26 protein-coding genes and 1 tRNA gene are annotated in these 22090 nt (G+C 67.6%); 15 read left to right on the top strand and 12 right to left on the bottom strand.

Translation table 11 applies throughout. From position 1 onward, the window contains the following. The first annotated feature begins 23 nt into the window (after nt 1-23). From glp to AB0K34_RS20335, 7 genes are all read left to right on the top strand, one after another. On the top strand, nt 24-1226 hold the full coding sequence (gene glp / locus AB0K34_RS20305; protein WP_301176587.1) for a gephyrin-like molybdotransferase Glp: 1203 nt from the start codon (nt 24-26) through the stop codon (nt 1224-1226). 38 nt (nt 1227-1264) lie between these two features. Further along, the gene (gene moaC / locus AB0K34_RS20310) at nt 1265-1690 is read left to right on the top strand and encodes a cyclic pyranopterin monophosphate synthase MoaC (RefSeq protein WP_171069321.1); all 426 of its coding nucleotides are present in this window, start codon (nt 1265-1267) and stop codon (nt 1688-1690) included. An 8-nt stretch (nt 1691-1698) separates the two neighbouring features. After that, a complete protein-coding gene (locus AB0K34_RS20315; protein WP_138640161.1) occupies nt 1699-2166 on the top strand; it encodes a MogA/MoaB family molybdenum cofactor biosynthesis protein in 468 nt (155 codons plus the stop codon). A 70-nt stretch (nt 2167-2236) separates the two neighbouring features. Then, nucleotides 2237-4045, top strand: a complete 1809-nt coding sequence (locus tag AB0K34_RS20320; RefSeq protein ID WP_301176586.1) for an alkyl sulfatase dimerization domain-containing protein — start codon at nt 2237-2239, stop codon at nt 4043-4045. 180 nt (nt 4046-4225) lie between these two features. After that, nucleotides 4226-4753 carry an SMI1/KNR4 family protein gene (locus AB0K34_RS20325; RefSeq protein WP_301176585.1) on the top strand — a complete coding sequence of 176 codons (528 nt, stop codon included), beginning with the start codon at nt 4226-4228 and terminating at the stop codon, nt 4751-4753. 24 nt (nt 4754-4777) lie between these two features. After that, nucleotides 4778-5620 (top strand): DUF6597 domain-containing transcriptional factor, encoded by an 843-nt coding sequence (locus AB0K34_RS20330; protein ID WP_364550249.1) that lies wholly within the window; start codon nt 4778-4780, stop codon nt 5618-5620. A gap of 73 nt (nt 5621-5693) precedes the next feature. Continuing rightward, the gene (locus AB0K34_RS20335; RefSeq protein ID WP_301176583.1) at nt 5694-6305 is read left to right on the top strand and encodes a dihydrofolate reductase family protein; all 612 of its coding nucleotides are present in this window, start codon (nt 5694-5696) and stop codon (nt 6303-6305) included. Here AB0K34_RS20335 and AB0K34_RS20340 read toward each other — a convergent pair. Beyond that, complete coding sequence (locus AB0K34_RS20340) at nt 6289-7275, bottom strand: WYL domain-containing protein (protein ID WP_301176582.1); 987 nt, start codon at nt 7273-7275, stop codon at nt 6289-6291. The two genes, AB0K34_RS20335 and AB0K34_RS20340, sit on opposite strands and share 17 nt — an antisense overlap. Nucleotides 7276-7384: 109 nt before the next feature. Here AB0K34_RS20340 and AB0K34_RS20345 point away from each other — a divergent pair, with 109 nt between their 5' ends. After that, nucleotides 7385-7780 (top strand): RidA family protein, encoded by a 396-nt coding sequence (locus tag AB0K34_RS20345; RefSeq protein ID WP_301176599.1) that lies wholly within the window; start codon nt 7385-7387, stop codon nt 7778-7780. Nucleotides 7781-7974: 194 nt separating this feature from the next. On the opposite strand, the gene AB0K34_RS20350 is transcribed toward AB0K34_RS20345, so the two are convergent. Continuing rightward, a complete protein-coding gene (locus AB0K34_RS20350) occupies nt 7975-8502 on the bottom strand; it encodes a DUF3592 domain-containing protein (RefSeq protein WP_356948775.1) in 528 nt (175 codons plus the stop codon). A 30-nt stretch (nt 8503-8532) separates the two neighbouring features. Continuing rightward, a complete protein-coding gene (locus AB0K34_RS20355; protein ID WP_364550251.1) occupies nt 8533-9063 on the bottom strand; it encodes a hypothetical protein in 531 nt (176 codons plus the stop codon). A gap of 278 nt (nt 9064-9341) precedes the next feature. Between AB0K34_RS20355 and AB0K34_RS20360 the strand changes: the two genes are divergently transcribed. Then, the gene (locus tag AB0K34_RS20360; RefSeq protein ID WP_364550253.1) at nt 9342-9686 is read left to right on the top strand and encodes a hypothetical protein; all 345 of its coding nucleotides are present in this window, start codon (nt 9342-9344) and stop codon (nt 9684-9686) included. A gap of 318 nt (nt 9687-10004) precedes the next feature. After that, entirely contained in the window at nt 10005-10409 is a 405-nt protein-coding gene (locus tag AB0K34_RS20365; protein ID WP_364550255.1) for a hypothetical protein, read from the top strand. On the opposite strand, the gene AB0K34_RS20370 is transcribed toward AB0K34_RS20365, so the two are convergent. Continuing rightward, on the bottom strand, nt 10391-10888 hold the full coding sequence (locus AB0K34_RS20370) for a hypothetical protein (RefSeq protein WP_364550257.1): 498 nt from the start codon (nt 10886-10888) through the stop codon (nt 10391-10393). The genes AB0K34_RS20365 and AB0K34_RS20370 overlap by 19 nt on opposite strands. Before the next feature lie 270 nt (nt 10889-11158). Between AB0K34_RS20370 and AB0K34_RS20375 the strand changes: the two genes are divergently transcribed. From AB0K34_RS20375 to AB0K34_RS20385, 3 genes are all read left to right on the top strand, one after another. Continuing rightward, nucleotides 11159-11281 (top strand): hypothetical protein, encoded by a 123-nt coding sequence (locus tag AB0K34_RS20375; RefSeq protein ID WP_364550259.1) that lies wholly within the window; start codon nt 11159-11161, stop codon nt 11279-11281. Next, a complete protein-coding gene (locus AB0K34_RS20380; protein ID WP_364550261.1) occupies nt 11278-11757 on the top strand; it encodes a hypothetical protein in 480 nt (159 codons plus the stop codon). The genes AB0K34_RS20375 and AB0K34_RS20380 overlap by 4 nt, the downstream gene beginning before the upstream one ends. A 549-nt stretch (nt 11758-12306) precedes the next feature. Next, nucleotides 12307-12936 carry a helix-turn-helix transcriptional regulator gene (locus AB0K34_RS20385; protein WP_364550263.1) on the top strand — a complete coding sequence of 210 codons (630 nt, stop codon included), beginning with the start codon at nt 12307-12309 and terminating at the stop codon, nt 12934-12936. Here the strand turns inward: AB0K34_RS20385 and AB0K34_RS20390 are convergent. Then, on the bottom strand, nt 12823-14019 hold the full coding sequence (locus tag AB0K34_RS20390) for an MFS transporter (protein ID WP_364550265.1): 1197 nt from the start codon (nt 14017-14019) through the stop codon (nt 12823-12825). The genes AB0K34_RS20385 and AB0K34_RS20390 overlap by 114 nt on opposite strands. Before the next feature lie 267 nt (nt 14020-14286). On the opposite strand from AB0K34_RS20390, the gene AB0K34_RS20395 reads away from it, so the two are divergent. Further along, nucleotides 14287-14415, top strand: a complete 129-nt coding sequence (locus AB0K34_RS20395; RefSeq protein WP_338072545.1) for a hypothetical protein — start codon at nt 14287-14289, stop codon at nt 14413-14415. A gap of 123 nt (nt 14416-14538) precedes the next feature. Here AB0K34_RS20395 and AB0K34_RS20400 read toward each other — a convergent pair whose 3' ends face one another. The 5 genes from AB0K34_RS20400 to AB0K34_RS20420 all read right to left on the bottom strand — a co-directional run bounded on the left by AB0K34_RS20400 (nt 14539) and on the right by AB0K34_RS20420 (nt 20097). Next, nucleotides 14539-14904, bottom strand: a complete 366-nt coding sequence (locus tag AB0K34_RS20400) for a GntR family transcriptional regulator (protein WP_138636129.1) — start codon at nt 14902-14904, stop codon at nt 14539-14541. Next, nucleotides 14901-15680, bottom strand: a complete 780-nt coding sequence (locus AB0K34_RS20405; protein WP_138636128.1) for a hypothetical protein — start codon at nt 15678-15680, stop codon at nt 14901-14903. Before AB0K34_RS20405 ends, AB0K34_RS20400 begins: the two co-directional genes overlap by 4 nt. Before the next feature lie 502 nt (nt 15681-16182). Continuing rightward, the gene (locus tag AB0K34_RS20410) at nt 16183-18897 is read right to left on the bottom strand and encodes an ATP-dependent RecD-like DNA helicase (RefSeq protein ID WP_138636127.1); all 2715 of its coding nucleotides are present in this window, start codon (nt 18895-18897) and stop codon (nt 16183-16185) included. A gap of 208 nt (nt 18898-19105) precedes the next feature. After that, nucleotides 19106-19297 carry a DUF397 domain-containing protein gene (locus AB0K34_RS20415; protein ID WP_138636126.1) on the bottom strand — a complete coding sequence of 64 codons (192 nt, stop codon included), beginning with the start codon at nt 19295-19297 and terminating at the stop codon, nt 19106-19108. Continuing rightward, nucleotides 19288-20097 carry a helix-turn-helix transcriptional regulator gene (locus tag AB0K34_RS20420; protein ID WP_138636125.1) on the bottom strand — a complete coding sequence of 270 codons (810 nt, stop codon included), beginning with the start codon at nt 20095-20097 and terminating at the stop codon, nt 19288-19290. The genes AB0K34_RS20415 and AB0K34_RS20420 overlap by 10 nt, the downstream gene beginning before the upstream one ends. Nucleotides 20098-20234: 137 nt before the next feature. Here AB0K34_RS20420 and AB0K34_RS20425 point away from each other — a divergent pair, with 137 nt between their 5' ends. Continuing rightward, entirely contained in the window at nt 20235-20630 is a 396-nt protein-coding gene (locus AB0K34_RS20425) for an ATP-binding protein (protein ID WP_364550268.1), read from the top strand. A 710-nt stretch (nt 20631-21340) separates the two neighbouring features. Here AB0K34_RS20425 and AB0K34_RS20430 read toward each other — a convergent pair. Both AB0K34_RS20430 and AB0K34_RS20435 read right to left on the bottom strand, forming a co-directional pair. Further along, nucleotides 21341-21417: transfer RNA gene (locus AB0K34_RS20430), tRNA-Ala, on the bottom strand. Between the two features lie 47 nt (nt 21418-21464). Further along, complete coding sequence (locus tag AB0K34_RS20435; RefSeq protein ID WP_364550270.1) at nt 21465-21986, bottom strand: hypothetical protein; 522 nt, start codon at nt 21984-21986, stop codon at nt 21465-21467. Nucleotides 21987-22090 lie beyond the last annotated feature (104 nt).

Raw genomic sequence — 22090 nt, forward strand, 5'->3', positions numbered from 1 at the left:
GCGCCACACTGGAAGGCGTGGTCATGAGAACGGTCGATGAGCATCTGCAGGAGATCCTCGGCAGCGTGAAGACGCTGCCCCCGCTGGACCTGGCGCTGCTGGAGGCGCAGGGCACGGTGCTCGCGGAGCCCGTGTCCGCGCCGGTGCCGCTGCCGCCGTTCGACAACTCGGCGATGGACGGCTACGCCGTCGTCGCGGCCGACATCGCGGCGGCCGCCGACGGGTCCCCGGTCACGCTGCCCGTGGTCGGCGACATCGTGGCGGGCGACTCCGGCGTGTCCGCGATCCGGCCCGGCCTGACCGCGCGGATCATGACGGGCGCGCCGCTGCCCGCCGGCGCCGACGCGGTCATCCCGGTCGAGTGGACGGACGGCGGGAACGCCAACGTGCGGGTCTTCCGCGCGGCCCCGCCGGGCAACTACATCCGGCGCGCCGGCGAGGACGTCCGCGCCGGGGAGGTCGTCGCGCCCGTGGGCACGCGGCTGACCGCGCCCCAGCTCGGCATGGTCGCGGCCGTGGGACGGCCCCGGGTGACGGTACGTCCGAAACCCCGCGTCGTGGTGGTCTCCACAGGCGATGAGCTGCGCGAGCCAGGCGCCACCCTGGCCCCGGGCCAGATCTGGGAATCGAACAGCTTCATGCTCATCGCCGCCGTGGTCGAGGCAGGCGGAGTGGGTTTCCGCCACGCCACGGTCGAGGACGAGCCGGGCAACGTCCTGGAAATGCTCCACGACCAGCTCGTCCGAGCCGATGCCATCATCACCACCGGCGGCGTTTCCATGGGCACCAGGGACGTCGTCAAGGAAGCGCTGACCGGCACGGTGGGTTTCCACAAGGTGCGGATGCGTCCGGGCAAGCCGCAAGGGTTCGGCCTCCTTGAAGGCACGCCCGTCTTCACGCTCCCTGGGAACCCCGTAAGCGCGTACGTGTCGTTCCAGGTCTTCGTCCGTCCCGCGCTGCTCGCCATGCAGGGGCTGGCACCGGAGCCGTTGCCGACCGTGAGCGCCGTCTTGGCCGAGGACGTCAAGTCACCCGCCGGGCTGCGCCACTACCTGCGCGGGAAGCTGTCGTTCGACCGCGGTTCCTACAGCGTGGCCCCCGCCGAGGTGCAGGGCTCGCACCAGCTGGCGTCCCTCTCCTCGGCGAACGCGCTGATCGAGCTTCCAGAAGACACAGAGGCCGTGCAGGCCGGTACCAACGTCAACGTTCTGAGGTTGCCCTCGTGACTGAGTTCACCCACCTGGACGACACCGGCGCGGCCCGCATGGTCGACGTGTCGGCGAAGGACGTCTCCGCCAGGACCGCGACGGCGACGGGCTTCGTCCGCCTGTCGCCCGACTGCGTCGCCCTTCTGCGCGCCGGTGACATCCCCAAGGGCGACGCCATCTCCGTCGCCCGCATCGCCGGGATCATGGGGGCCAAGCGCGTCCCCGACCTCGTCCCCCTGTGCCACCCCATCGCGCTGCACGGCGTCACCGTCGACCTGGAGATCACGGACGACGGCGTCGCGATCGAGGCGGTCACCCGCACCGCCGACCGTACGGGCGTCGAGATGGAGGCGCTGACCTCCGTCAGCGTCGCCGCGCTCGCCCTCGTCGACATGGTGAAGGCGGTCGACCCCGCCGCCGTCATCACCGACGTCCGCGTCGAGGAGAAGACCGGCGGCAAGAAGGGCGTGTGGCGCCGGTGATCAGGGCGATGGCGGTCACGGTCTCCAACCGCGCCGCCGCGGGCGTCTACGCCGACAAGTCCGGGCCGGTCCTGGTCGAGCTGCTGGAGGACCTCGGCTGCCAGGTGGACGGCCCGGTGGTGATCCCGGACGGCCCGCCGGTCGCCGAGGTGCTGCGCGACGCGGTCGCGGAGGGCTACGACGTCGTCATCACGTCCGGCGGGACGGGCCTCACCCCGACCGACCAGACCCCGGAGATGACCCGCCAGGTCCTCGAATGGGAGATCCCGGGCATCGCGGAGGCCGTCCGCATGGAGGGCCGCGAGAAGGTGCCCGCGGCGATCCTCTCCCGCGGCCTGGCGGGCGTCGCGGGCCGCACCATCATCGTCAACCTCCCCGGCTCCACCGGCGGTGTCCGCGACGGCATGGCCGTGCTGGCCCGCGTCCTCCCGCACGCGGTCGACCAGCTGAAGGGCGGCGACCACCCTCGCCCCTGACGCCGAACTCGGCCAAGGACTTGCCCGCCGGTGACCCGGGATCTACTCGCCGTCACGCTAAATGAGAACCATGGGCGGACTCTCTTTCGACGATCGGACCGACTTCGAGAACGCCGAGCGGGGCCTGGTCGCCCCGCTGACTCCCGGTCAGGTGAGGGACGCCGGCGGGCGCGTCGTGTGGGACTGCGACGCCTTCGCGTTCCTCGACGGGCCGTGCCCGGACACCGCGAACCCGTCGCTGTGGCGGCAGTCGCAGCTGTGCGCCAAGCAGGGTCTTTTCGCGGTGACGGACGGGATCTACCAGGTCCGCGGGCTGGACCTGTCGAACATGACCCTGGTCGAGGGGGGCCGCGGAGTCATCGTGATCGACCCGCTCGTCTCGGTGGAGACGGCGGAGGCCGCGCTCGCCCTGTACCGGGAGCACCGCGGGGACCGCCCGGTGACCGGGCTCGTCTACACCCACTCCCACGTCGACCACTTCGGCGGCGCGGAGGGCGTCGTCCCGGCCGGGAACCCGGACGGGATCCCGATCCTGGCGCCGGCGGGGTTCCTGGAGCACGCGGTCGCGGAGAACGTCTACGCGGGGACGGCGATGGCCCGCCGCGGCGCCTACCACACCGGCGCCAACCTCGACCGGGGCCCGGCCGGGATGGTCGGCACCGGACTCGGCCAGACCGCCTCGACCGGACGCGTCTCCCTGCTGCCGCCGAACACCGACGTCACCCGGACGGGCCAGGAAGAGGTCATCGACGGTGTCAGGATCACGTTCCAGCTGACCCCGGGCACCGAGGCCCCGGCGGAGATGAACTTCCACTTCCCCGGGCTTCGGGCGCTGTGCCTGGCCGAGAACGCCACCCACAACCTGCACAACCTGCTGACACTGCGCGGCGCGCTCGTCCGGGACGCGCGGATGTGGGCGCGGTACCTGGACGAGGCGATCACCCTGTTCGCCGACGCCACCGACGTCGCGTTCGCCTCCCACCACTGGCCGACCTGGGGCCGCGAGGCCGTCGTCACGTACCTGTCCCAGCAGCGCGACCTGTACGCCTACCTGCACGACCAGACGCTGCGGCTGCTCAACCAGGGCCACACCGGCATCGAGATCGCCGAGATGATGGAGCTGCCGCCGGCCCTGGCCGAAGCGTGGCACGCGCGCGGCTACTACGGCTCCGTCAGCCACAACGTCAAGGCCGTCTACCAGCGGTACATGGGCTGGTTCGACGGGAACCCGGCGCACCTGTGGCAGCATCCGCCCGTCCAGGAGTCGCAGCGGTATGTCGACTGCATGGGCGGGGCGTCGAAGGTGATGGCGATGGCCCGCGACTACGCCGCGCAGGGCGATCTCCGGTTCGCCGCGACGCTGCTGAACCATGTGGTGTTCGCCGACCCGTCCAACGACGACGGCAAGGCGGCGCTCGCGGACGTCTACCGGCGGCTCGGCGAGGGCGCGGAGAACAGGACCTGGCGCAACTTCTTCCTGACCGGGGCGATGGAACTGCGCGAGGGCGTCAGGCCGCTCCCGATGAGCATCGCCGGCGGCATGACCGCCGGGCTGACCGTCGAGCAGGTCTTCGACTCGATGGCGATCCGGGTGGACGGCCCCAAGGCGTGGGACGAGCACCTGACCATCGACTGGGACTTCACCGACAGCGGTGAGCGCTACCGGATGACCCTGTCGAACGGCGTCCTCACCCATCGTCCCACCGGCGAGACGGGAGGCGCCGACCTGACGCTCACGCTCACCAGGCCGATGCTGTTCAAGCTCGCGTCCGGCGAGGACCCCGGCGGCATGGTCGCCTCCGGAGACGGCGCCGCCCTGCGGCGGCTCGTCGCCGTCCTGGACACGCCCGACCCGAACTTCCCCATCGTCACCCCCTGACCGGCGAGGGCCGCGCGTCCGTCCGGATGGGCGTGCTCATGCTGATCCTGGCGGCCAAGCAGTTCACCACCCGCCCGAACCCGGGCGAACAGGGGCCTGTTCGCCGGAGGACAGCCCTTGTCACGGAGTGGAGGCCGCCGGTCGGCTCCTCTGTCGGAGGCGATCGCCATCATGAGTCGGGTGACGGAACACGACGAATTGCTGAAGCTTGTCGCGGAACGAGCGGCCCAGGAGTCATCGGTCGAACTGACCCGTGCCACCCCCGACCAGGTGCGAGAAGCGGAAACGGCCCTGGGATTCCCCCTGCCGCCCCTCCTCGCTCGCCTCTACCAGGAGGTCGGCAACGGCGGTTTCGGCCCCGACTACCAACTCCTGCCCCTGATCGGCGAAGGCCGCACCGTCGTGAGCTCGTATCACGCCGAATACGTCCCCGGCGAATGGCCGGCCGGAGTCGTCCCCATCCTCGACTGGGGCTGCGCCATGTACGCGGCGGTCGATTGCACCGACCCTCAGGGCCCCGTCCTCCTCTACGAACCGAACGCCGTAGAGGACGACTGGAGCATCGCCTGGTACGAGGACGCCGAAAGCATCGCCTCCTGGCTCCAATCCTGGCTCTCGGGAACCGGCTGGTACGAGGAGGAGATCATGATGAACGAGGACGACACGGACCCGACCCCGTGGCCGCAGGCCAAACACCGCCTGTCCTGAACCGTCCTCGTCCACACTGGTTCGATGAAATACGTCGGCCGGGTGCCCGCACCGCCGCTGGACCGGTTCATCGACGACATCTACTGCATGTCCGGAGTGCCGCGCCACCGCCGGCTGAACGTGCCGCCGATGCCGTCGGCGCACCTGTTCATCAACCTGGGCGAACCCGCCCGCCTGCGGGACTCCGACCCTTCCGTGCCGCCGGCGATGGTCGCCGACGGCTGGTTCATGGGCATATGGACGAGGCGTTTCCTCATCGAATACCCCGCACGAGTGCGGCTGGTCGGGGTGCACTTCAAACCGTGGGGGCTTTCGCCGTTCATCGACATTCCGGCGTCCGAACTACGCGACCGATGGGTGCCGGTAGACGCAGTCTGGCAACGCTCCGTAGACCGAATCCGAAACCAGATCGGCGACATCACATCGGCCGCCGAGACACTGCGCGCCGTGGAGGACGAACTGCGAACGCGACTCGCCGACACACCCTCGCTCGGCCTCGACCTCGTCCAGCACACCGCCGGGCGCCTAGAGACCGGCCATGGCGCGATACCGGTCGGCGCGCTGGCCGATGCCGCCGGGGTAAGTGGCAACCACCTGGCCGCGCAGTTCAAGTCCCATGTCGGGGTCACCCCGAAGCGGGTCGCGCGGATCTACCGCTTCGCGCGGCTGATCCTCTCCGTGGACGCCCGGCGTCCGGTCGACTGGCCGGACCTCGCCCATATGGCGGGCTATTTCGACCAGGCCCACTTCATCAGGGAGTTCAAGGACTTCACCGGCCACACCCCGACGCAATACCTGGCCCTGCGGCGCCGGTTCCCCGCCGACGCGGCGTTCCCGCCGGACAGCGGCCCGATGCCCGCCGATTGATTTTTTACAATCCCGTCCGCTCCCCAGGGCGCCAGGATCGCAGGCAGAGGCGCAAGCGACCGGAGGAGACCCCATGGGCCCAGTGATCATGCACTGCGCGGTGTCGGTGGACGGCTTCATCGCCGACGACAACGACGACGTCGGGCCGCTCCACGACTGGTACTTCAACGGAGACACCCCGATCACCGACACCGGCGACGAGCAGTTCGACCATTCCGGAACAGGAACCGCCTTCAAGGTCTCCAAAGCATCGGCGGAGTACATCCGGCCGATCTGGGACGGGATCGGCACCATCGTGATGGGCCGCACCCTGTTCGACCTGGTGAACGGCTGGGAGGGCCGTCCGCCCGCCGGAGACCACGTGGTCGTGGTTTCGCACCGGCCCAAGCCCGAAGGCTGGCACCCCGAGGCGTCCTACCACTTCGTGAACGACATAACGGCGGCGATCGCCAAGGCCCGAAAACTCGCCGGAGACCGAACCATCAGCGTGAACGCCGGCAACGTGGGCGGCCAACTTCTCGCAGCCGGCCTAGTGGACGAGGTGGCCATGGACTTGGTGCCCGCGGTATTCGGAACGGGCAAACGCTACTTCGGCACCGTCAACGGCCAGCACCTACTGGAGCATCCCCACACGGTCATCCAGGGCGACGGCGTCCTGCACCTGGGCTTCAAGGTGCGCCGCTAGAGCCGACGCCATAGCAAGCAGCGATAGCGGCAGCCCGATCGCGCAGCGAAGTACGCAACCACTCCGGTTCCAATGCCTCCGCGCTAGTGGCGAGCTGCCACAGCGCCCACTCGGCATGCCTCCGGTCCTGGAAGGTCACTTCTAGCCGTACCCACCCGTCCGGCTCGGCTTCTTCGTCGAGGACGGCCAGCGCGGTACCGACCAGCTCGTCCCGCCGCGCCGGATTCACCCGGACCAGCACGGCGACCTGGTCGCCCCCGGTCCGGAACCGCGTGCTGCGCTCCTGCCAGACCCGGTCCAGATCGACCTGCTCCGGCCGCTGAGCGGGCTCGTCGAGCTCCTCAGCGGCCAGGATCCGAGACAGCCGGTAGGTGCGGTCCTCGCCGTCCCTCCGCGCCAGCAGGTAGCCCAGATCGCGAACGGTCACCAGACCAACCGGATCCACCGTCCGCCACTGCGGCGCCCCGCCCTTGGCCACATAGCGGATGCGCAACTTGTGCCCCGCGAACACCGCCTGCCGAACCTCGGCCACCACGACATCGGGCACGTCCTCGGCGACCTGCCGCCGCGAAAGCAGGTCGATCTCCGGGTCGATGAGCAACCGCTGAGCCGCCCCCGCCGCAACGTCCCGCTGGCTCTCCGGAAGCGCGTCAACGACCTTGAGCATGGCCGACGCCAGCGCCGACCCGAGCCCGAACGCCTGCGCGCCCCGCCGCGACCCGGCGATCAGCAGCGCCAGCGCCTCATCGTGGTTCAGCCCGGTGAGCTCCGTCTGAAAACCGGGCAGCAGCTCAAAACCCCCATGCCGCCCGCGCTCGGCGTACACGGGAACCCCGGCCGCCGACAACGCCTCGATGTCCCGCAGGACGGTCCGCGTGGACACCTCCAGCTCGCGAGCAAGCGTGGCCGCGGACAACCGACCGCGCCGGCGCAGCAGCAGCACCAGCGAAACCAACCGGTCGGCACGCACCCGAAAACCCTAGCGAATACATGACACAGGATGTCGTGATTAGTTGGCAGGCTCTCACCACGTCGGCCACCAGAGCCGACTACTCCCATCGAACGGAGCCGCAATGACCATAGAGCGCACGCCGGTCAACCCCTGGCCGTGGTCAGTCCAGATGGGCTACAACCAGGCCGAAGCCGTCTCCGGTGAGACCCGAACCCTCTACATCTCCGGCCAGACCGCGATGAACGCCGACGGCAACCCCCAGCACCCCGACGACATGAAGGCACAACTGACCCTGAGCCTCGACAACCTGGAGACCGTCCTGGACGAGGCCGGCATGACCCTGGAAAACCTCATCCGACTCAACGTCTACACAACCGACGTCGACCAACTCTTCCAGCACTACGCCGTCCTGGCCTCCCGCCTCGCCACCGCCGGAGTAGCCCCGACCACCACCATGCTGGGCGTGACCCGCCTGGCACTCCCACCCTTGATGGTCGAACTAGAAGCAACCGCCGTCGCCTAACCCCAGAGGCCGACCCAAAACCCGGGTCGGCCTCACCCCTCCCAATCGCCGCAAAACCGAGAAGACCCGCCCCCGTCCCTCGACGCAACCGCCCGGCCCCCGCCCCCACAACCCCCCACCCCGGCCACCCCAGGGCGCCATCGTTCGCCCACGTAAGTCGCTGTGCGCCTCTGGTGCTCGATCCAGCTACAGCTTCAGGATCTGCCGAATCTGCGGAGTTCTCGGACGGAACTGCCTGCTGGACTCACCGGAGCGTAGCCATGGAAGGGGCCACGCCCTGAACGGTTGCGGCGGAAACGCGCGACCGTCAGGCCGACCGCCAAGACAAGGCAGGTGCCTGAGACCGCCGCAGATGTGATCGCCGTGCGGAATTGCACTGCTCCAGGGCTGCCCTCTCGAACCGCGCTTACCTCCGATGGCTTGTCGAGGGTGTAGTAGATCTCCAGGCGGTCGCCGACCTTGTATCCGGAAGTCAGTCCGCTGGTCCGCACCGTGCGAGCCCGCCCCGATTGGTCGGTGAAGGTCAGCCCGTAGTCCGTTCCGTACTTGCTGCTCGTGCTCTTTGCGACCACCGTCGCCCAGGTCCGAGCATGCGCCTGCCGGAGGTGCGCGCCCGCCGAGTACTCGCTCAAGGCCATCAGCGCGAAGAGGAGCGCCATCGCGTACAGCACGCCGATAACGGCGAGTCTGGCCCGAGGGGGGACGCTGCGCCAAGGAGGCATATCCGCATTATGCGCACTCTCCCGCGCATGTCAGAGTCCCTCATCTCCCACGTCGGGCAGCGATCCCTCGACACCGAGATCTCGACGCGCCGCCTCGTAGAAGGCCCGGCGCCGATGGCCGGCTTCGGCGAGCGTCGAAGACCAATCCGTGTCCAGTTCGCCCAATGCCGCTCGTCGTAGCGTCCATACGGTCCGATGCCACAACCTTGCCGCAAGGATCGCCTCTGCCGAGCCCAGCAGCAGAACCGACTCCCACCGAACCTCGCGCTCAGCTTCTGCGGCCGACAGTTCGGTCCTGCCGTCATCGAGAGTCAGCGGATGCGGGTAGTGGCCGACGCCGCGTCCGGATGCGACTCTGCGTGCGAGAGCTACACAACGGATGACCGCATGACCGTACTCGGTGTACACGATGGCGCGTTGCTCGTCCCAACGCACCCGTGTCTGCCGTTTCCAGCGGGCTCTTTCGGTCGCCGAAGTAGCCAGGTACGACGACGCCGCACCCACCACCACACCCACGAGCGCCGGAAGCTGCGCCGAAAGCCCCGTCATCCGCTCCTCCACATGGATACCTCGGACGCACCGTCCGCATCGGGTGTGAGCCTCCAGTCACCCAGCCCTCAGCACGCACCACAAGATGTCCTCTGGGCGACGGTCACGTACCTCGCATCGACAGTCAGCCAAGGCGCCAACGTGCGCTGCACAGCAAAGCCACTGTTGGCCGCTTTCTTGAGCCCGAGGGCCTCAGCTCAAAACTTCTGACCCATAGCAAGACCGAAGGCGTCCGGGACTGTCCGTACTCGTCAAACAGATGTTGCTCGCACCAGCGTTAGCATCGGGGCGTGATCGATATCCGGGTGGACGGAGGCTTCTTCCGCGTCGTCGATCCCTCGTTCGAGTTGGTGATCCCTCGGTGGGAGGGGCAGGACCCGCTGACGGCGCAAGAAGCCGATGCCACGGTCCGATTCCCCGATGGCACCCGCCGCTACGCGACCTTCATGACGCTCGCGGCTGTAGAGAAGGCCATGCGCCGCCGACAGGAGACCGGTGAGAGTCTGGGAGGGCTGTACTTCTGGTGCTCAGACCTGGTCATCATCAGCCGGCCAGGTTTTCGCGCCATGGCTGACACCATCCGCGACCTCATCGACACTGGAGAAATCACCGGCGCATGCAGCCTGCTCCAGTGACCGTCCGCCTTTCAGAAGTGGCACCCACCTTGCTGGCAGCGCGTTCGCCGAGGTAAACGGTGTCTGGCGGTTTCCGCGGGTGCTCGACGTGCGGGGCCGTTGTCGTCAGCTTCGGCGGTGCCGACCCCGTGCTTTGAGCCGCCGCACATGCCGCTGGCGCTGCCTAGCTCGGCATTGCTGGCGATCAACGAGCAACGTGCGCGGGGCGCCTGTCAGCTCACCTCTGCCTGGTCCACGCCGTGACGTACCTCCGATGTTGCGAGCGGTTCCAGTGGGTTCGGGTCGCTCTGGTGGGGCGACCGGGTGGACAATCGGGATGTGAGCTGGGTGGCCAACGTGATGGTGTCGGTAGATATGGAAGACCGCACGCATGTGGAGTCGCTCAGCGAGTGGCTGAGGAGGGAAGCTCCGCGGGGGTGGGATACGCCGGAACGTGGTGTCGGCTTTCTCGGTGAAACCACTGGGCGGGACTCGGCATGGGGAGGATGGAAGTATCCGGAGCGCGAGGTGTGGGCCGGCGCGCTCAATCATGCCGACTTGAACGCAGTCCTAGATCACATCGCGCAGATGCCCTGGCGGTGCCCCAACGCGCTGCAAGTCTTCGTGATGGACCAGGAGGAGTCGTTCTTCAGACTGTGGATGCTGAGGGATGGCGAGTTGCGCCAGTACGCACCGGTTAGCCCTGACGAAAACGACCCGAACTTCTATCCCGATGGGCGTTGATTGTCCGCTGACTCGCTCGCGACCCACCTGTTGTTGGCATTGGCGTGAGCGTGCGGGGCGGGAAACTGGGCGATGTACCGTATAGCCCGCTCCCACGGATCGAAGGCAAAGAACTGCCGGGGCCGGTGGTGATAGCGCACGCAGAACGTGTCGAGATCCATGTGGATCGGACACGGCTGAAAGCCGCTCTGCGGTTCGGCAGCGCGTGTGGCGCTCAGAAGTTCTGCCTGCGGGGTCCATCCGTCGTGGTCGAAGGCCCAGGTGCCATCCGTGACGTAGACATGACCGGGGTCCGGCGCATCGCGTGGCCAGAGACCAACAGGTTGGAAGCCGACATCCGGATAGGTCTCCATGAACGCGTACGCCAGGATGTGGCAAGCTCCGGCGGCGAAGAATGCCACGTCATCCCGGTTCCACGAGAGCAGTTGATCCTGTCGCTCGGCGTGGGTACGTCTAAAGCGTGCGCTCGGACGGTACATGATCGGAAGCCTACGGGAGCCGACGAAAACGGCGACGGCTTAATCCGCGTGCACGTCGAACCCTTCAACGGTCAAAAAGGTGTCCAGCGGCGGGACGAACTGTCGACTTTCCGCTGTTCAGAAGTGGTGGTGACCGGCAGGCTGTGGGCTCCCTGATGTGGAGTAATGCTTGAGACCTGTGGATCGCCCGGGACGGGGTGTACCTTCCCGGATCGTACGAGGTTCTCAAGCAAGCCGGGATTGCAGCGTCGACCGGAAGGCACATCCCAGATGCTCACCGCAGTCCCCGATCCCTCCGAAGGTGATCGGTCCGGACAGGCTTCCGTGTCGCCGTCGTCGATCGATGAGGTCAACGGCGCGCGCGCCGACCGTCCCGAAGAAGCGGCCGCGTGAGCAGCCCCACTGAGGGCCCCGCCGAGCCGGACGAGCACCGCCGCTACGCCTGCCACCTGCGGGCCCTGGCCGCCGTGGGCGCCGACGATGAGCCCGCGTTGGTGAGCGAGATCCTGCAGGATCCCGACCCGGTGATGGCACAGGCCGCAGTGGCTCGCCACATCGACGACCGGGCACGCCTCCTGCTGACCGACGAACGGTTTCCTGGCTGGGCCCACACCATGACCGGCGTCATCGGCGAGCGGGACTTCCTCACCCGCCGCCTGACCGAATGGACGCTGCTGGCTGCTATCGCCCAGGACAAACCATGGGCGCCCGCCCAAGTCACCTCGGCATCCGACTGGTTCCAGCGAAAGGCCGTCGAAGTCCTGGCATCACACGATGCCCTTGCCCTCCTTGCCGGCCAAGGAAGGACACGACGGGTTCGGGCGGCAGCCAGCCAACGGCTCCGTCAGCAAGGTCACCAACACGGCTGACTTGGCCGGCGTGGCTCGGGAAGCTCATCCGCCCCGACCGGACTCGGCGGACCCATCGTCACGGGCCACACGTCCTCCTCGAACTGGAAGAAAGCCGACACGAATACGCCCGTCCCATGTCAAGTCCCCTGTCCCGCCTGTTGCCGCACGACATTCTCGCGGCGGATCGCGGAGCGCATCCGGTGTGCGTTGCTCCTGGAGACGCCATCAGGGGCGCGCGGGAATAGGGCGCCGTCTTTTATGTGCTTCAGCTCACGTGGCGAACATCGTGGATGTCTCCCGGGCGGACGACGTCGGCACCTCCTCCCCGGAACCGGCGTGGGAGATGTCGGGCATGGACCATGTCCAGTTGCCTGCGGGCGCAGTGCTCACCGAACCACCGGTCCCGCTGTGGGCGCTGGTGCTGGCGGGCGAGTTCACGCTTGAGACGGCGTTCGAGGCGCAGTCGCTCGCCGAGGGAGACGCCGTCCTCGTCGACGCCCGTACCGCTCACCGGCTCACCGCGTCCCGGCGGCACGAGGAGTCCGCCCTGGTCGTGCGGACCTGCGCATGGCCGTCCCGGTCCGGCGGCTCCCCAGCCCGCTGGTGGTCCGTGGCTTCGGCGCCCGGCACGGCGGTGTCATGGCGCTCGTCACGCGGTGCCCGCTCGAACGTGCGTGCCGACCGACCCTGTTCGCCTCCAGCTACGGCAACCTGATCGGGGCGGCGATGACCACCTCCTGGCAGGAGGACCAGGGCGGCGACGCCGGACCTCCCGACGAGGCCGTCACCGCGGTGGTGGCCGCCGTGGCCGCCCGTCCGGCCGAGCCGTGGACCGTCGAGGGGATGGCCCGCCTGGTCCACTTGTCGCGTTCCGCCCTGGGTGAGCGGTTCCGCCGCGCACTCGGCCGCGGACCCGCGGAGGTGCTCCGCGAGATACGCATGCGGGAGGCGCGCCGGCTGCTCGCAGACCCGTCGCGTCCGGTGGAGTACATCGCGTCCGCCGTCGGGTACGGCTCCAGCGCCGCCTTCAGCCGGGCGTTCTCGTCCCACCACGGTGTCGCGCCGCAGGCTTGGCGGGAGCCGTCACCTGCGCGGGACGCGCAGCGCGGCGAAAAGCAGCCCGGCCGCCGCGGCGAACCCCGTGCCGAGCAGGAAGGCCGCCTGCACGCCGCGGGCGTCCAGGATCGCGCCTCCTGACGCCGACCCGAGCGTGATCGCCACCTGGAACGCGGTGACCTGCAACGACAGGGCCGACTCGGCACGCTCGGGCTCGACGCGGGTCACCCAAAGCTGGGTGGCGACCGGGACCATGTTGAAGGCCAGGCCCCACAGGACGACCCCCGCGGCCAGCATCGGCAGGGACGGCGCGGTCGCGGTGACCAGCAGGCCGCCGGCCAGCAGCAGCGGGGCCGCGGCGACCACCGCGCGCAGCCGTCCCGCGAACCGCCCGGCGGCGAGGTTGCCCGCCAACCCGCCCACGCCCCAGGCCAGCAGCAGCCATACCGTGGCGCCCGCGTCGACGTCCTCGATCGCGACCCGGATGAAGGGGAAGGCGGCGAAGTTGCCGAACGCGACCAGGACCACGCCCAGCACCCCGGCCATCAGCCGGCGGTTGGCGAGCGCCGCCCGCAGCATCGCCAGTCCGGCGGCCGGGTGCGGGGGCACCGGCGGCAACGTCAGGGCCACGGCCAGGGCGGCGACGATGCCGAGGGCCGCCGCGACGCCGAACACCAGCCGCCAGCCGACCGCGTCCCCGAGCAGGGAGGCCAACGGGACGCCGCCGATCGTCGCGAGGGTGACGCCCAGCGCGATGGACGTTGAGACCACGCTGTCGCGTCCCGGCAAGGCGCGGGTTCCGGCGCCGAACGCGAACGACCAGTACCCGGCGATGGCGACGCCGAGGACGAGCCGGCCGAGGAGCAGGACGGCGAAACCGGGGGCGACCGCCACCGCCAGGTTCGAGACGGCCGCCGCGACCAGCAGCCAGGTCAGGACCGTGCGTCGGTCGGTCCGCGGCAGCAGCACCGCGATGCTGGGGGCGGTGACCGCGCCCGCGACCGCGGTCGCCGCGACCGCCAGGCCGGCGGTGCCCTCGCTGAGCCCGAGGTCGGCGGCCATCGCGGGCAGCACGCTTGCCGGGAGGAACTCGCTTGCGACGAGCACCGCGATCCCGGCGGCGAGCGCGACGATCGGTGACCAGTTCGCCGAGCCGCCGGACCGTGCCGGGGTCTCGGGCGGCGCAGTGTCGGCGGACGGCGGCGAGGACTGAGGCGTTGACATGCCTTCCAGCCTCGCCTCGTCCGCGCGGCCGCAGTTGATCGCGTGACGCGCACAGTTGATCGTCTGACCGGTGTGCGCCGCACGCGATCGACAGTCGTCGGGAGTCGGCGCAGTCCGGAGCGTGGCGATCCAGGAACGACATGATCTGGCGGCATCCTGCTGACGCGTGCGAACGGTGAGCGGCAGTCCGCCGATGTCGGCGGTCGAGTTGCGGGACGCGTCGGGTTCTTCCTCCGGGTGGACGACTTCGAGGCCGCCTACGCCCGCATGACGGCAGCCGGGTCCAAGTTCGTCACCGCACCGCGCACCGGAAACTATGGGCGTATCACAGTGTTCTCGACATCGCGGGCAACCGCTGGGTCCTGCTCGGCCCTTCCTGACCCGGCCCGCCTGTAGTGGACACTCCGGCCCAGCCAACCCCTTCGATCCATGACCACTGGCAACAAGCGCATACTCGCGGCTGCAGAGTGTGTTCTTGTTGTCGGTCGTTGAGCAGTTCCGGACGAGTATCCGGTGGTCTTATGGGCTTGAAGCATGGCCCAGTGCCGCCTCGACGATCCGGATCGCCTCGGTGGGATCGATGCCGACGCTGGCGATGACCGCCGCGTATTCGCGGGCGGCGCGGCGGGCCTGCTCGCGGGCCGGTTCTCCGGCGGCGGAGACGAATGAGCCGGCCCGTCCGCGCGTCTCGATCAGCCCGGCCTCCTCCAGCTCCCGGTAGGCCCGGCCGACGGTGTTCACGGCGAGGCCGAGGTCGGCCGCGAGCCGGCGGATCGTCGGTAGTCTCGTGCCGACGGCGAGCGACCGGTCCTGGATCTGCCTCGCGAGCTGGGCCCGGAGTTGCTCATACGGCGGCGTCGGCGAGGCCGCGTCGATGACGATCATCGGTTGATCATGGCCCGTCGTGCCGCCGTCGCGACACCGGTGGTCCGGCGCTGGATCAGCCAGAGCGCGATGGCGCCCGCGACCACGAGCGCCAGTGAGACCGCGTTCCACCAGCCGAGCGATTCCCCGTACAGGAAGATGGCCGGCATTGACCACACCAGGCCGGGTGTGACGAGGGCGCGGGCGTCCTCGACCCGCATGATGACATCGGCCGTGAGCGACGCCTCGTCCTCCGCTACGGCGGGGCTTGCCAGCACTTGGCGCAGCTGCATGATGGTGCCGGCGCCGGCGCCGGCGAGGCCGATCAGCACGACGATCGCCCCGGACCGCAAGCCGGAGTCCGAAACTGGCACCACGCTCACCGCGAGCAGCAGGGCGCCGGTGAAGGTGGCGGCCGTGAACAGGGCATACGGCCGGCCCAGGACCGTCGGCCATCCGAGCTCGACCGGATGGGCCACCCGCCGGGACAGTTGCGCCCCGGCCCGCCGGTCGACGCGCCGAACCCACCAGCCGAGCAGCCACTGCGCCACCAGCAGCCCGGCCACCAACGCCGCCAGCACCAGCAGCGGCCGCCAGGAGGACGTGACCTGGACGGGGAGCGCCAATGCGTGCGTGAGCGCCGCGCCGATCAGGAACGCGGCCAGCAGGAGGCTGTCGACGATCTTGGCGCGCCGCCGCACCGCCAGCCGCGCCACGAGCAGCGGGGACGGCTCGGCGTCGGCCAGGCCGTGCCGGATCAGCCACCGCCCAGCCTCCGTGTGATCCGCCTGGCGCATGCCGCCACCTCCGAATGTCGCAAGCTTTGTCCCAACAGGATGAGTCATAGGTTGCGACAATGTCAATCTCGTGTCGGACGCCGTCACCCTGGCCAGGCCGAACCCGGTCGGCGTGCGGCACACCACGCCTGGCCGGGAACGGTCGGCCGCGGGCCAGCCCGCGCGATCACGGTGTCCCGGACTGGTCGCCGCGATCAGCTTCAGGTCGTTGACGCCGCCCGCTCCGCCGCAGGCGGCATCCGCGGGACGCGGGAGTCGGTGGCCTCGGTAGGGCAGTAGGCCTGCCCTCAACGCCAACGCTGCCCGGCAACTGCTCGACGATTTCACCGCCCCACGTCTCTTGAACGCATGGCGGTGCGGGAGTGCTTCGAGGAGGCGAGCCATCCGCACATCGGCAGTACCGAATCATCCGCCCCCACCCTGCGGCATGAGCAGATGTTCCTACTGGGGAACGCCGCCGGTCGTCCCCTTCCACCTGTGCCCTGCCTGGGTGCTCCTCCACTCACGGAGAACGCCGGGACCCAGCGACGGGCGCGAGTCCACGGCGCTTCGACAGAATTGCGACGTCCTTAGGGCTTGTGCCCCGCCGAAGGCTCCTCAGCACAGACTGCTGGGTCTCTGGCGTCCAGAAGATCTTGAGGCTTTCCCGTGCCCGAGTGACGGCCGTGTAGAAGATGCTGTGTGTGATGTCGTCCTCGTTGGCATCGGTGATGACGATCTTCACCGAGTCGTACTCGAGGCCCTGCGCCTTATGGATCGAGACGGCGTAGGCGACTTGGAACGGCACGGAGGTGTTGAGCGAATCGTCGTCCTCGTCGCTGATGTCGTAGTCGTAGACGGAGAAGCGCACCGTCGAGCCCTCAACCCACTCCAGTTCTCCACCGCTGATGTCGATTTTGGTGACCGGCCGGTCCAGTTCGACATCGAACTGAATCTGACCTCGGGCAACATCGATGTGGACGATCCGGCCCTTCAGGTTGTTGTAGATCACCGGCCGAAACCGCTCGGTCTCATGGAACAGGACAGGATCGCCGACCTTGTAGGTGGAGACACGCCAGGTCGTCGCAGGGTTCGGGTTGCCGCTCTGAAGGAAACGGTTGACGTTGTTGATGCCATAGAGCCCGTCGTAGTTAAGGCACAGGATGATCTCGTCGTGGCGCTGAGGCTTAAACAGAGACCTGTCGAGCACGGTCGAGTAGCCGTTACGGGCGATGGCCTCGGCGATGTCGTCCTCGAGATTGCGTACCTTGCCCCAGAAACCCAGGAGCGACTCGCTGGTGGTTCGGAACGGAGTCGTCAGTTCGAACACCGAAGCGCTGGGGATAAACGACCGGATGATGCTAAACCAGTTGCCGAACTGGATCGACTCGATCTGGAAGACGTCGCCGACTAGGACAAGCAACTTGAAGGACGTCTTCTCCAGTACCTTGAGCAGGTCAGCATTGCTGACGGTGCTGCACTCGTCGATGACCAGAAGGTCATACTCCAGATCCGAGGCGGCCTGGTAGATCTGGCTGCTAATCGTCCGGAAGGTCGAGCCCTGAGCAGTGACCCTGCGCTTAAGGTTGTCGATCGCCGGGTTGGTGTGAGCCAGGAAGAGCTTGGCCTTGTCGTTGAAGTAGTTCGCGATGTGATCGACCATCGTGGACTTGCCCGTGCCGGCCGCGCCGTAGACCAGGGCCACCTTCGACTGGCTGAACAGACGGGCGAGCGCGTCCCTCTTGGCATCGTCGTCGATACCGCGAGGTGCCTCATCCAGCCAGCGCTCGATAGCTACCGTGTAGCCATCGACCCCTGACGAGGCATACTTCCGCAGCTTCTCGACAATGCTGACAGTGTCATCCTCGTACCCGCGGAGGAAAACCTGGCCCTTGTCCTGCACCAGCTGACGTCCAGTGTGCTTGTAGTAGAGCGAGCCGTTGTAGGTGGCGATCAACTCGGCGACGTCTCCGAACTCCTCAAGATCGGCGACGGGGGTGTAGAGCATTCCGTGACGGTCGACGTTGTTTCGCACTCGCCGGGCGAGCAACTCGTGCTTTCGACCGGTCATGTCGAGGCTCTCAACGAGGTCCCAGTAGCGTGGGTTGTGTCCCGGCAGTGAGGTACAGAAGGGCATCTGGTCGAACGGGATGCAGCCGTAGAGCAGGTTCAGCCCGGACAGAGGGCCGCAGCTCTCCCAGTTGTGCTGCAGCCTAAGCACCTGGTTGTGCATCCGAAGCATGAGGTAGCGGATGACGTTGTGCCCCGGAGCGGCCGACCGCACGATGCGGCGTGCTTCGTCCAGTACCGGGAAGATTTGCGCCTTGTTGACACCGACGGTGCCCTCGGCCTTGGTCGCCGTGTACTTGTCGTCGGGCATGTCGATGAGGTCGAGCAGACTGCCCGAGTCCACAGTAAGGCCCCGCATCAAGTAACCGTACTCGGTGGAATTAGTCCGAACATTGGTAGTAATACCCAGGAGGCGCGCGAAGTTGTTGAACTCGCACGGCCGGATCGACACCTCCCACTCGCCAATGATCGTGATCGGCATCCTCTGATCGAGGACCTCGATCGAGTCACGCTGGAGCGTCAGCATCGCCGAGTACTTATCGGTCATGTCGATGTCGGTGAATGCGATCATGCGGTCGAACTTGCTGACCTGGTTGACGGCTCGGTAAAAGGTGACCTCGTAGTAGATACGTCCGCCGACGAAGAACGGGCGCGTCTTATGGATGTAGTAGCGATGCCGCGTTCCACTACCCGACCCCGTCGAACGCAGCGCCTCGATCCGGGCAGCGATCTTCTCATGGTACTCGCGCAGCGACGGGTCGAGATCGACCGGGAACGACTCCAGGTTTGCCAGCACGGAAATCCCGCAGCTGTCACCTAGCAGGGCGCGGATACGCAGGAGGTACTCGTAATACTTGAGCATCAAGCGCTCGGAGGCGTCCCCGTCCAGCGTGTAGTGAGACGCACTGATCTGAATAAGCTTGTGGAACTTTCCGAGGAAGTTCAGCCTGGCCTTAGCCTTGACGAAATCGAGTCCTGGATTGATTGTCGCGTAGTTGTACTCAGCATCATCCGTGCCCGTGTGTAGACGGACGGCGACGCCTTCGACCAGGTTCCGAAGCTGAGCAAGCACGTTCTGTGACAGTAGAGCGCGCTGATCCGGCAGCGAGTCGATGTTCCGACAGATCGCCGCATCCGTGCTATGGATGTGCTCCACGACCGTAGTCATAAATCTTCACCTCTTTGCTTCGCCACCGTCGAGTGTCTGCTGATCTGCTGCAGATCACGCCTGCTCGACTCACCTCGAAGACGTGTGCCAACTTGAGTAGGAAGCCGCTGACAGTGGTGCCTGCGGTGCTCGGCGGAGGCGCCGCAGACGTCGATACCGGACGTTCAGACGCGTGGGCCGTCACGCTGGCAGGGTGGGGGGCGGATTGTCAGTGGGTGTTGGCGGCGGATTGGACGGCTGTGCGCAGGGCCGTGTGGGTCAGGAGGAGGACGGGGCCGTCCGGGTCCTTGCTGTCTCGTACTGCCACCACCGCATTGGTCACGTCCGCTAGTTCGACGCAGTTGCCTCCGCTTGAGGTGCTGCGGCTGCTCCGGCGCCAAGTAACGTTGCTCAGGTCCATTTTTCTATTGCCTTCCTAATGACCTCGCGCGACGCATCTTCCGTGAGTGCTCGTGCACGAAGCTCGATCAGAGTTCGTGCCAGAGTGGCCAGGTCCGTCGGGTTGTCCGTTGCGATGCCGCGGATGGCCGTCTCGACGTAGGCAACCTCGCTGCGGTCCTCCATCGTTGCAATCATGAAGTCACCCGAGTTGCCGGTGTGCTCACCGCTTGCCAAGACTACTTGGATCGTGATGTTCGGCAACATGCCCATGGTGAGCAGGTGCTCCAGCTGGTCCTTCATCGTCTCGGCGGTACCGACTTGCCGGTAAAGGGCGTGCTCGTCGAGCAGCAGCACAAAGAGCGTGGGAGGAGTTCCATCGTCCCTGGTGAGGATGGATTGACGTCGCAGGCGGAGGTCCATCGCCTCCTGGTTGCCCTTCAGCAGGACCGACATGTAATCCGGTGTCTGTAGCAGTCCAGGGATCACGCCGTGCTCCCAGCAGACCAGCATCACCGAATCACCCTCCATCTGCGGCCAGTCGAACCAGACCGGCACAGGGTGACCGTCCTTGTTCAGGTCCTCCCACAGAGTGATCAGCGCTCCGCCTGCCTCCAGGTGGTCGTCGATGATCTCGACAAAGGGCCGCGTGGCGCGCTTCTTCCCCGCCTCGATGCGGCTCACCTGGGCGGGGCTGACCTTTGTGAGATGGGCGATCGTCTCCTGTTTGATGCCCTTGCCCTCCCGTAGCCGGCGCATCTGCCGACCGAAGGCGATGAGCGCAGCTGACTCCCTGGGGCGCTGACGTCGTACCGGCGCCATGATCCTTTTCTCCTCTCGGCAACTTGCTGCTTGTTTGTGCTGCTTACCGCTCGACGCCACTTGAGTGCGGCAAGTCAAACGGTAGCCCGGATAGTGGCTCAATGTGTGTTGTTCAACACACACAGTGAGGAGAGGTCATGGGCCATGCGGCATACGCGAGCGAGATGGCAGTGAAGCAGGATCTACAGGTCGTCGCGGAGGTCCGGGAGTTCGTACGTCTGTTCACCGGTCAGTACGGCATGGATGACTTCGTTCCGTGCCTGGTGGCGAGCGAGCTGGTCACCAACGCGCTCCGCTACGCGTCCGAGAAGGACGGCGACGTGACGCTGCGGCTGGACCGCACCGAGGACGGCGCGCTGTGGATGGAAGTCCAAGACGCGACCAACGACCTGCCGCGCATGCTGGAGACGGACGCGGGCAGCGAGACGGGCAGGGGGCTGTTCATCGTCGATCAGTACGCCCGCTGCTGGGGCATCCGCGCCCTTGCTGAGGACGCTGGCAAGGTCGTCTTCGCCGTCATCGACGCGACATGAACCGTCACGGCATGGCGGCCGAGGCGTCGGCGAGGTTAGGCGTCGTCCCCGAGGCGCCTAACCTCGCTGCCGACGGCGCTCGGCCCGCGACCCCCGGCTCAGGCTGCGACCGGCGCGAATTGGCGATCGTTCGACTTCTGAGTGCCTACGGGCAGGAGTCTCGAGGAGTGCGTGACCCTCGACCGGTGGACTCGTCGAGCGGCATCGGCTGGTGCCGTGCGAGGTGCCCGCAGGTTCCATGCCGAGGTAACTCCCGACCTGTCTGATGCTGGCAGAGAGGCGTCCTGCATGGTCCCTATTCAGGTTGACCAGGAGAGCACCTTGTGTGGACGGACTAGAGCTTCACAACGACGGGGTTGCTGAGCGGGCTCACTCTGGAGCTGGAAGGGCAGCCTTGTTTGAGCCCGTGGCTGGGAGCCCAGGCAAAACGTGACGCTTCTCCTGCCGATGCCTTCGATGCGTCGGCGTGGATATCGAAGTTGCGCCGTCGGCGTAGAACGCCGCTGGGATCGCACGCTGACTTGTTGTGCGACATGCCAGCGGGGGACGGGCAGTCCGAGCTGCGCCGGAGCCACGGGAGTCGCCGAGTGGCGGAGAGGTGAGACGTAGCCCGCCGGGGTTTGTCATCTGGTGCCGGTTGGTCTTGATGACAAACGATCAAGGGCCTGATCGGATTATGCTCCGATCAGGCCCTTGACCTGCGTATTCGTTGGTGGAGCTGAGGGGATTTGAACCCCTGACCCCCTCGATGCGAACGAGGTGCGCTACCGGACTGCGCTACAGCCCCAACGACTCCGTAAGGTTAGCAAACATCCGGGGGTGCTCGCGCATCGGTTACTCGCCGACGGCTCGGCGGTCGTCGGCGTACTGGTCGAAGACCTCGTCGGGGGTGACGAGTTCGATGACCTCGGCCGGTTCGGCCTCCTCGGCGGCGCGGCGGGCTTCGAGGGCCCGGGCGCGGGCGGCGGCGGCGCGGGCGGCCTCGGCGGCGGCGCGGCGGCGGGCGGCGTCCATGCCCACGGCCACGCGGAGCAGGACCAGGTGGCCGGCCAGGAGGGCGGCCGGGGGCAGGGTGACCCACCAGGGGGCGACGCCGGACGCGACGACGGCACCGGCGGTGACGAGCAGGGCGGCCAGGCCCGTCGTGCGGCGGCGGCGCCGGGCGATGACGGTGGCGCGGGTCACGCGGCGGCGGGGTTCGGGGGCCGCGGTCTCCTCGGGCTCCTCGGCCTCGTCGTCGCGCTTGTGGAGCAGGCGGGAGATCCCGGACGCCTCGGTGTCGCGGCGCAGCCACATGGGCACGAGGACGACCGCCCAGACGGCGACGATGGCGAGGTACAGAACGGTGCTGCTCACCGGCCCCACCGTCCCAGGGCACGCTCAGTAGGCGGGCCGACTTTCGGCGCGCGAACGTGCAATGGGAGCAGGGTCACGCCCCGCACGGTACGAGGGGCTGTCAG

The organism is Actinomadura sp. NPDC049382, assembly GCF_040677125.1.
GTDB lineage: Bacteria > Actinomycetota > Actinomycetes > Streptosporangiales > Streptosporangiaceae > Spirillospora > Spirillospora geliboluensis.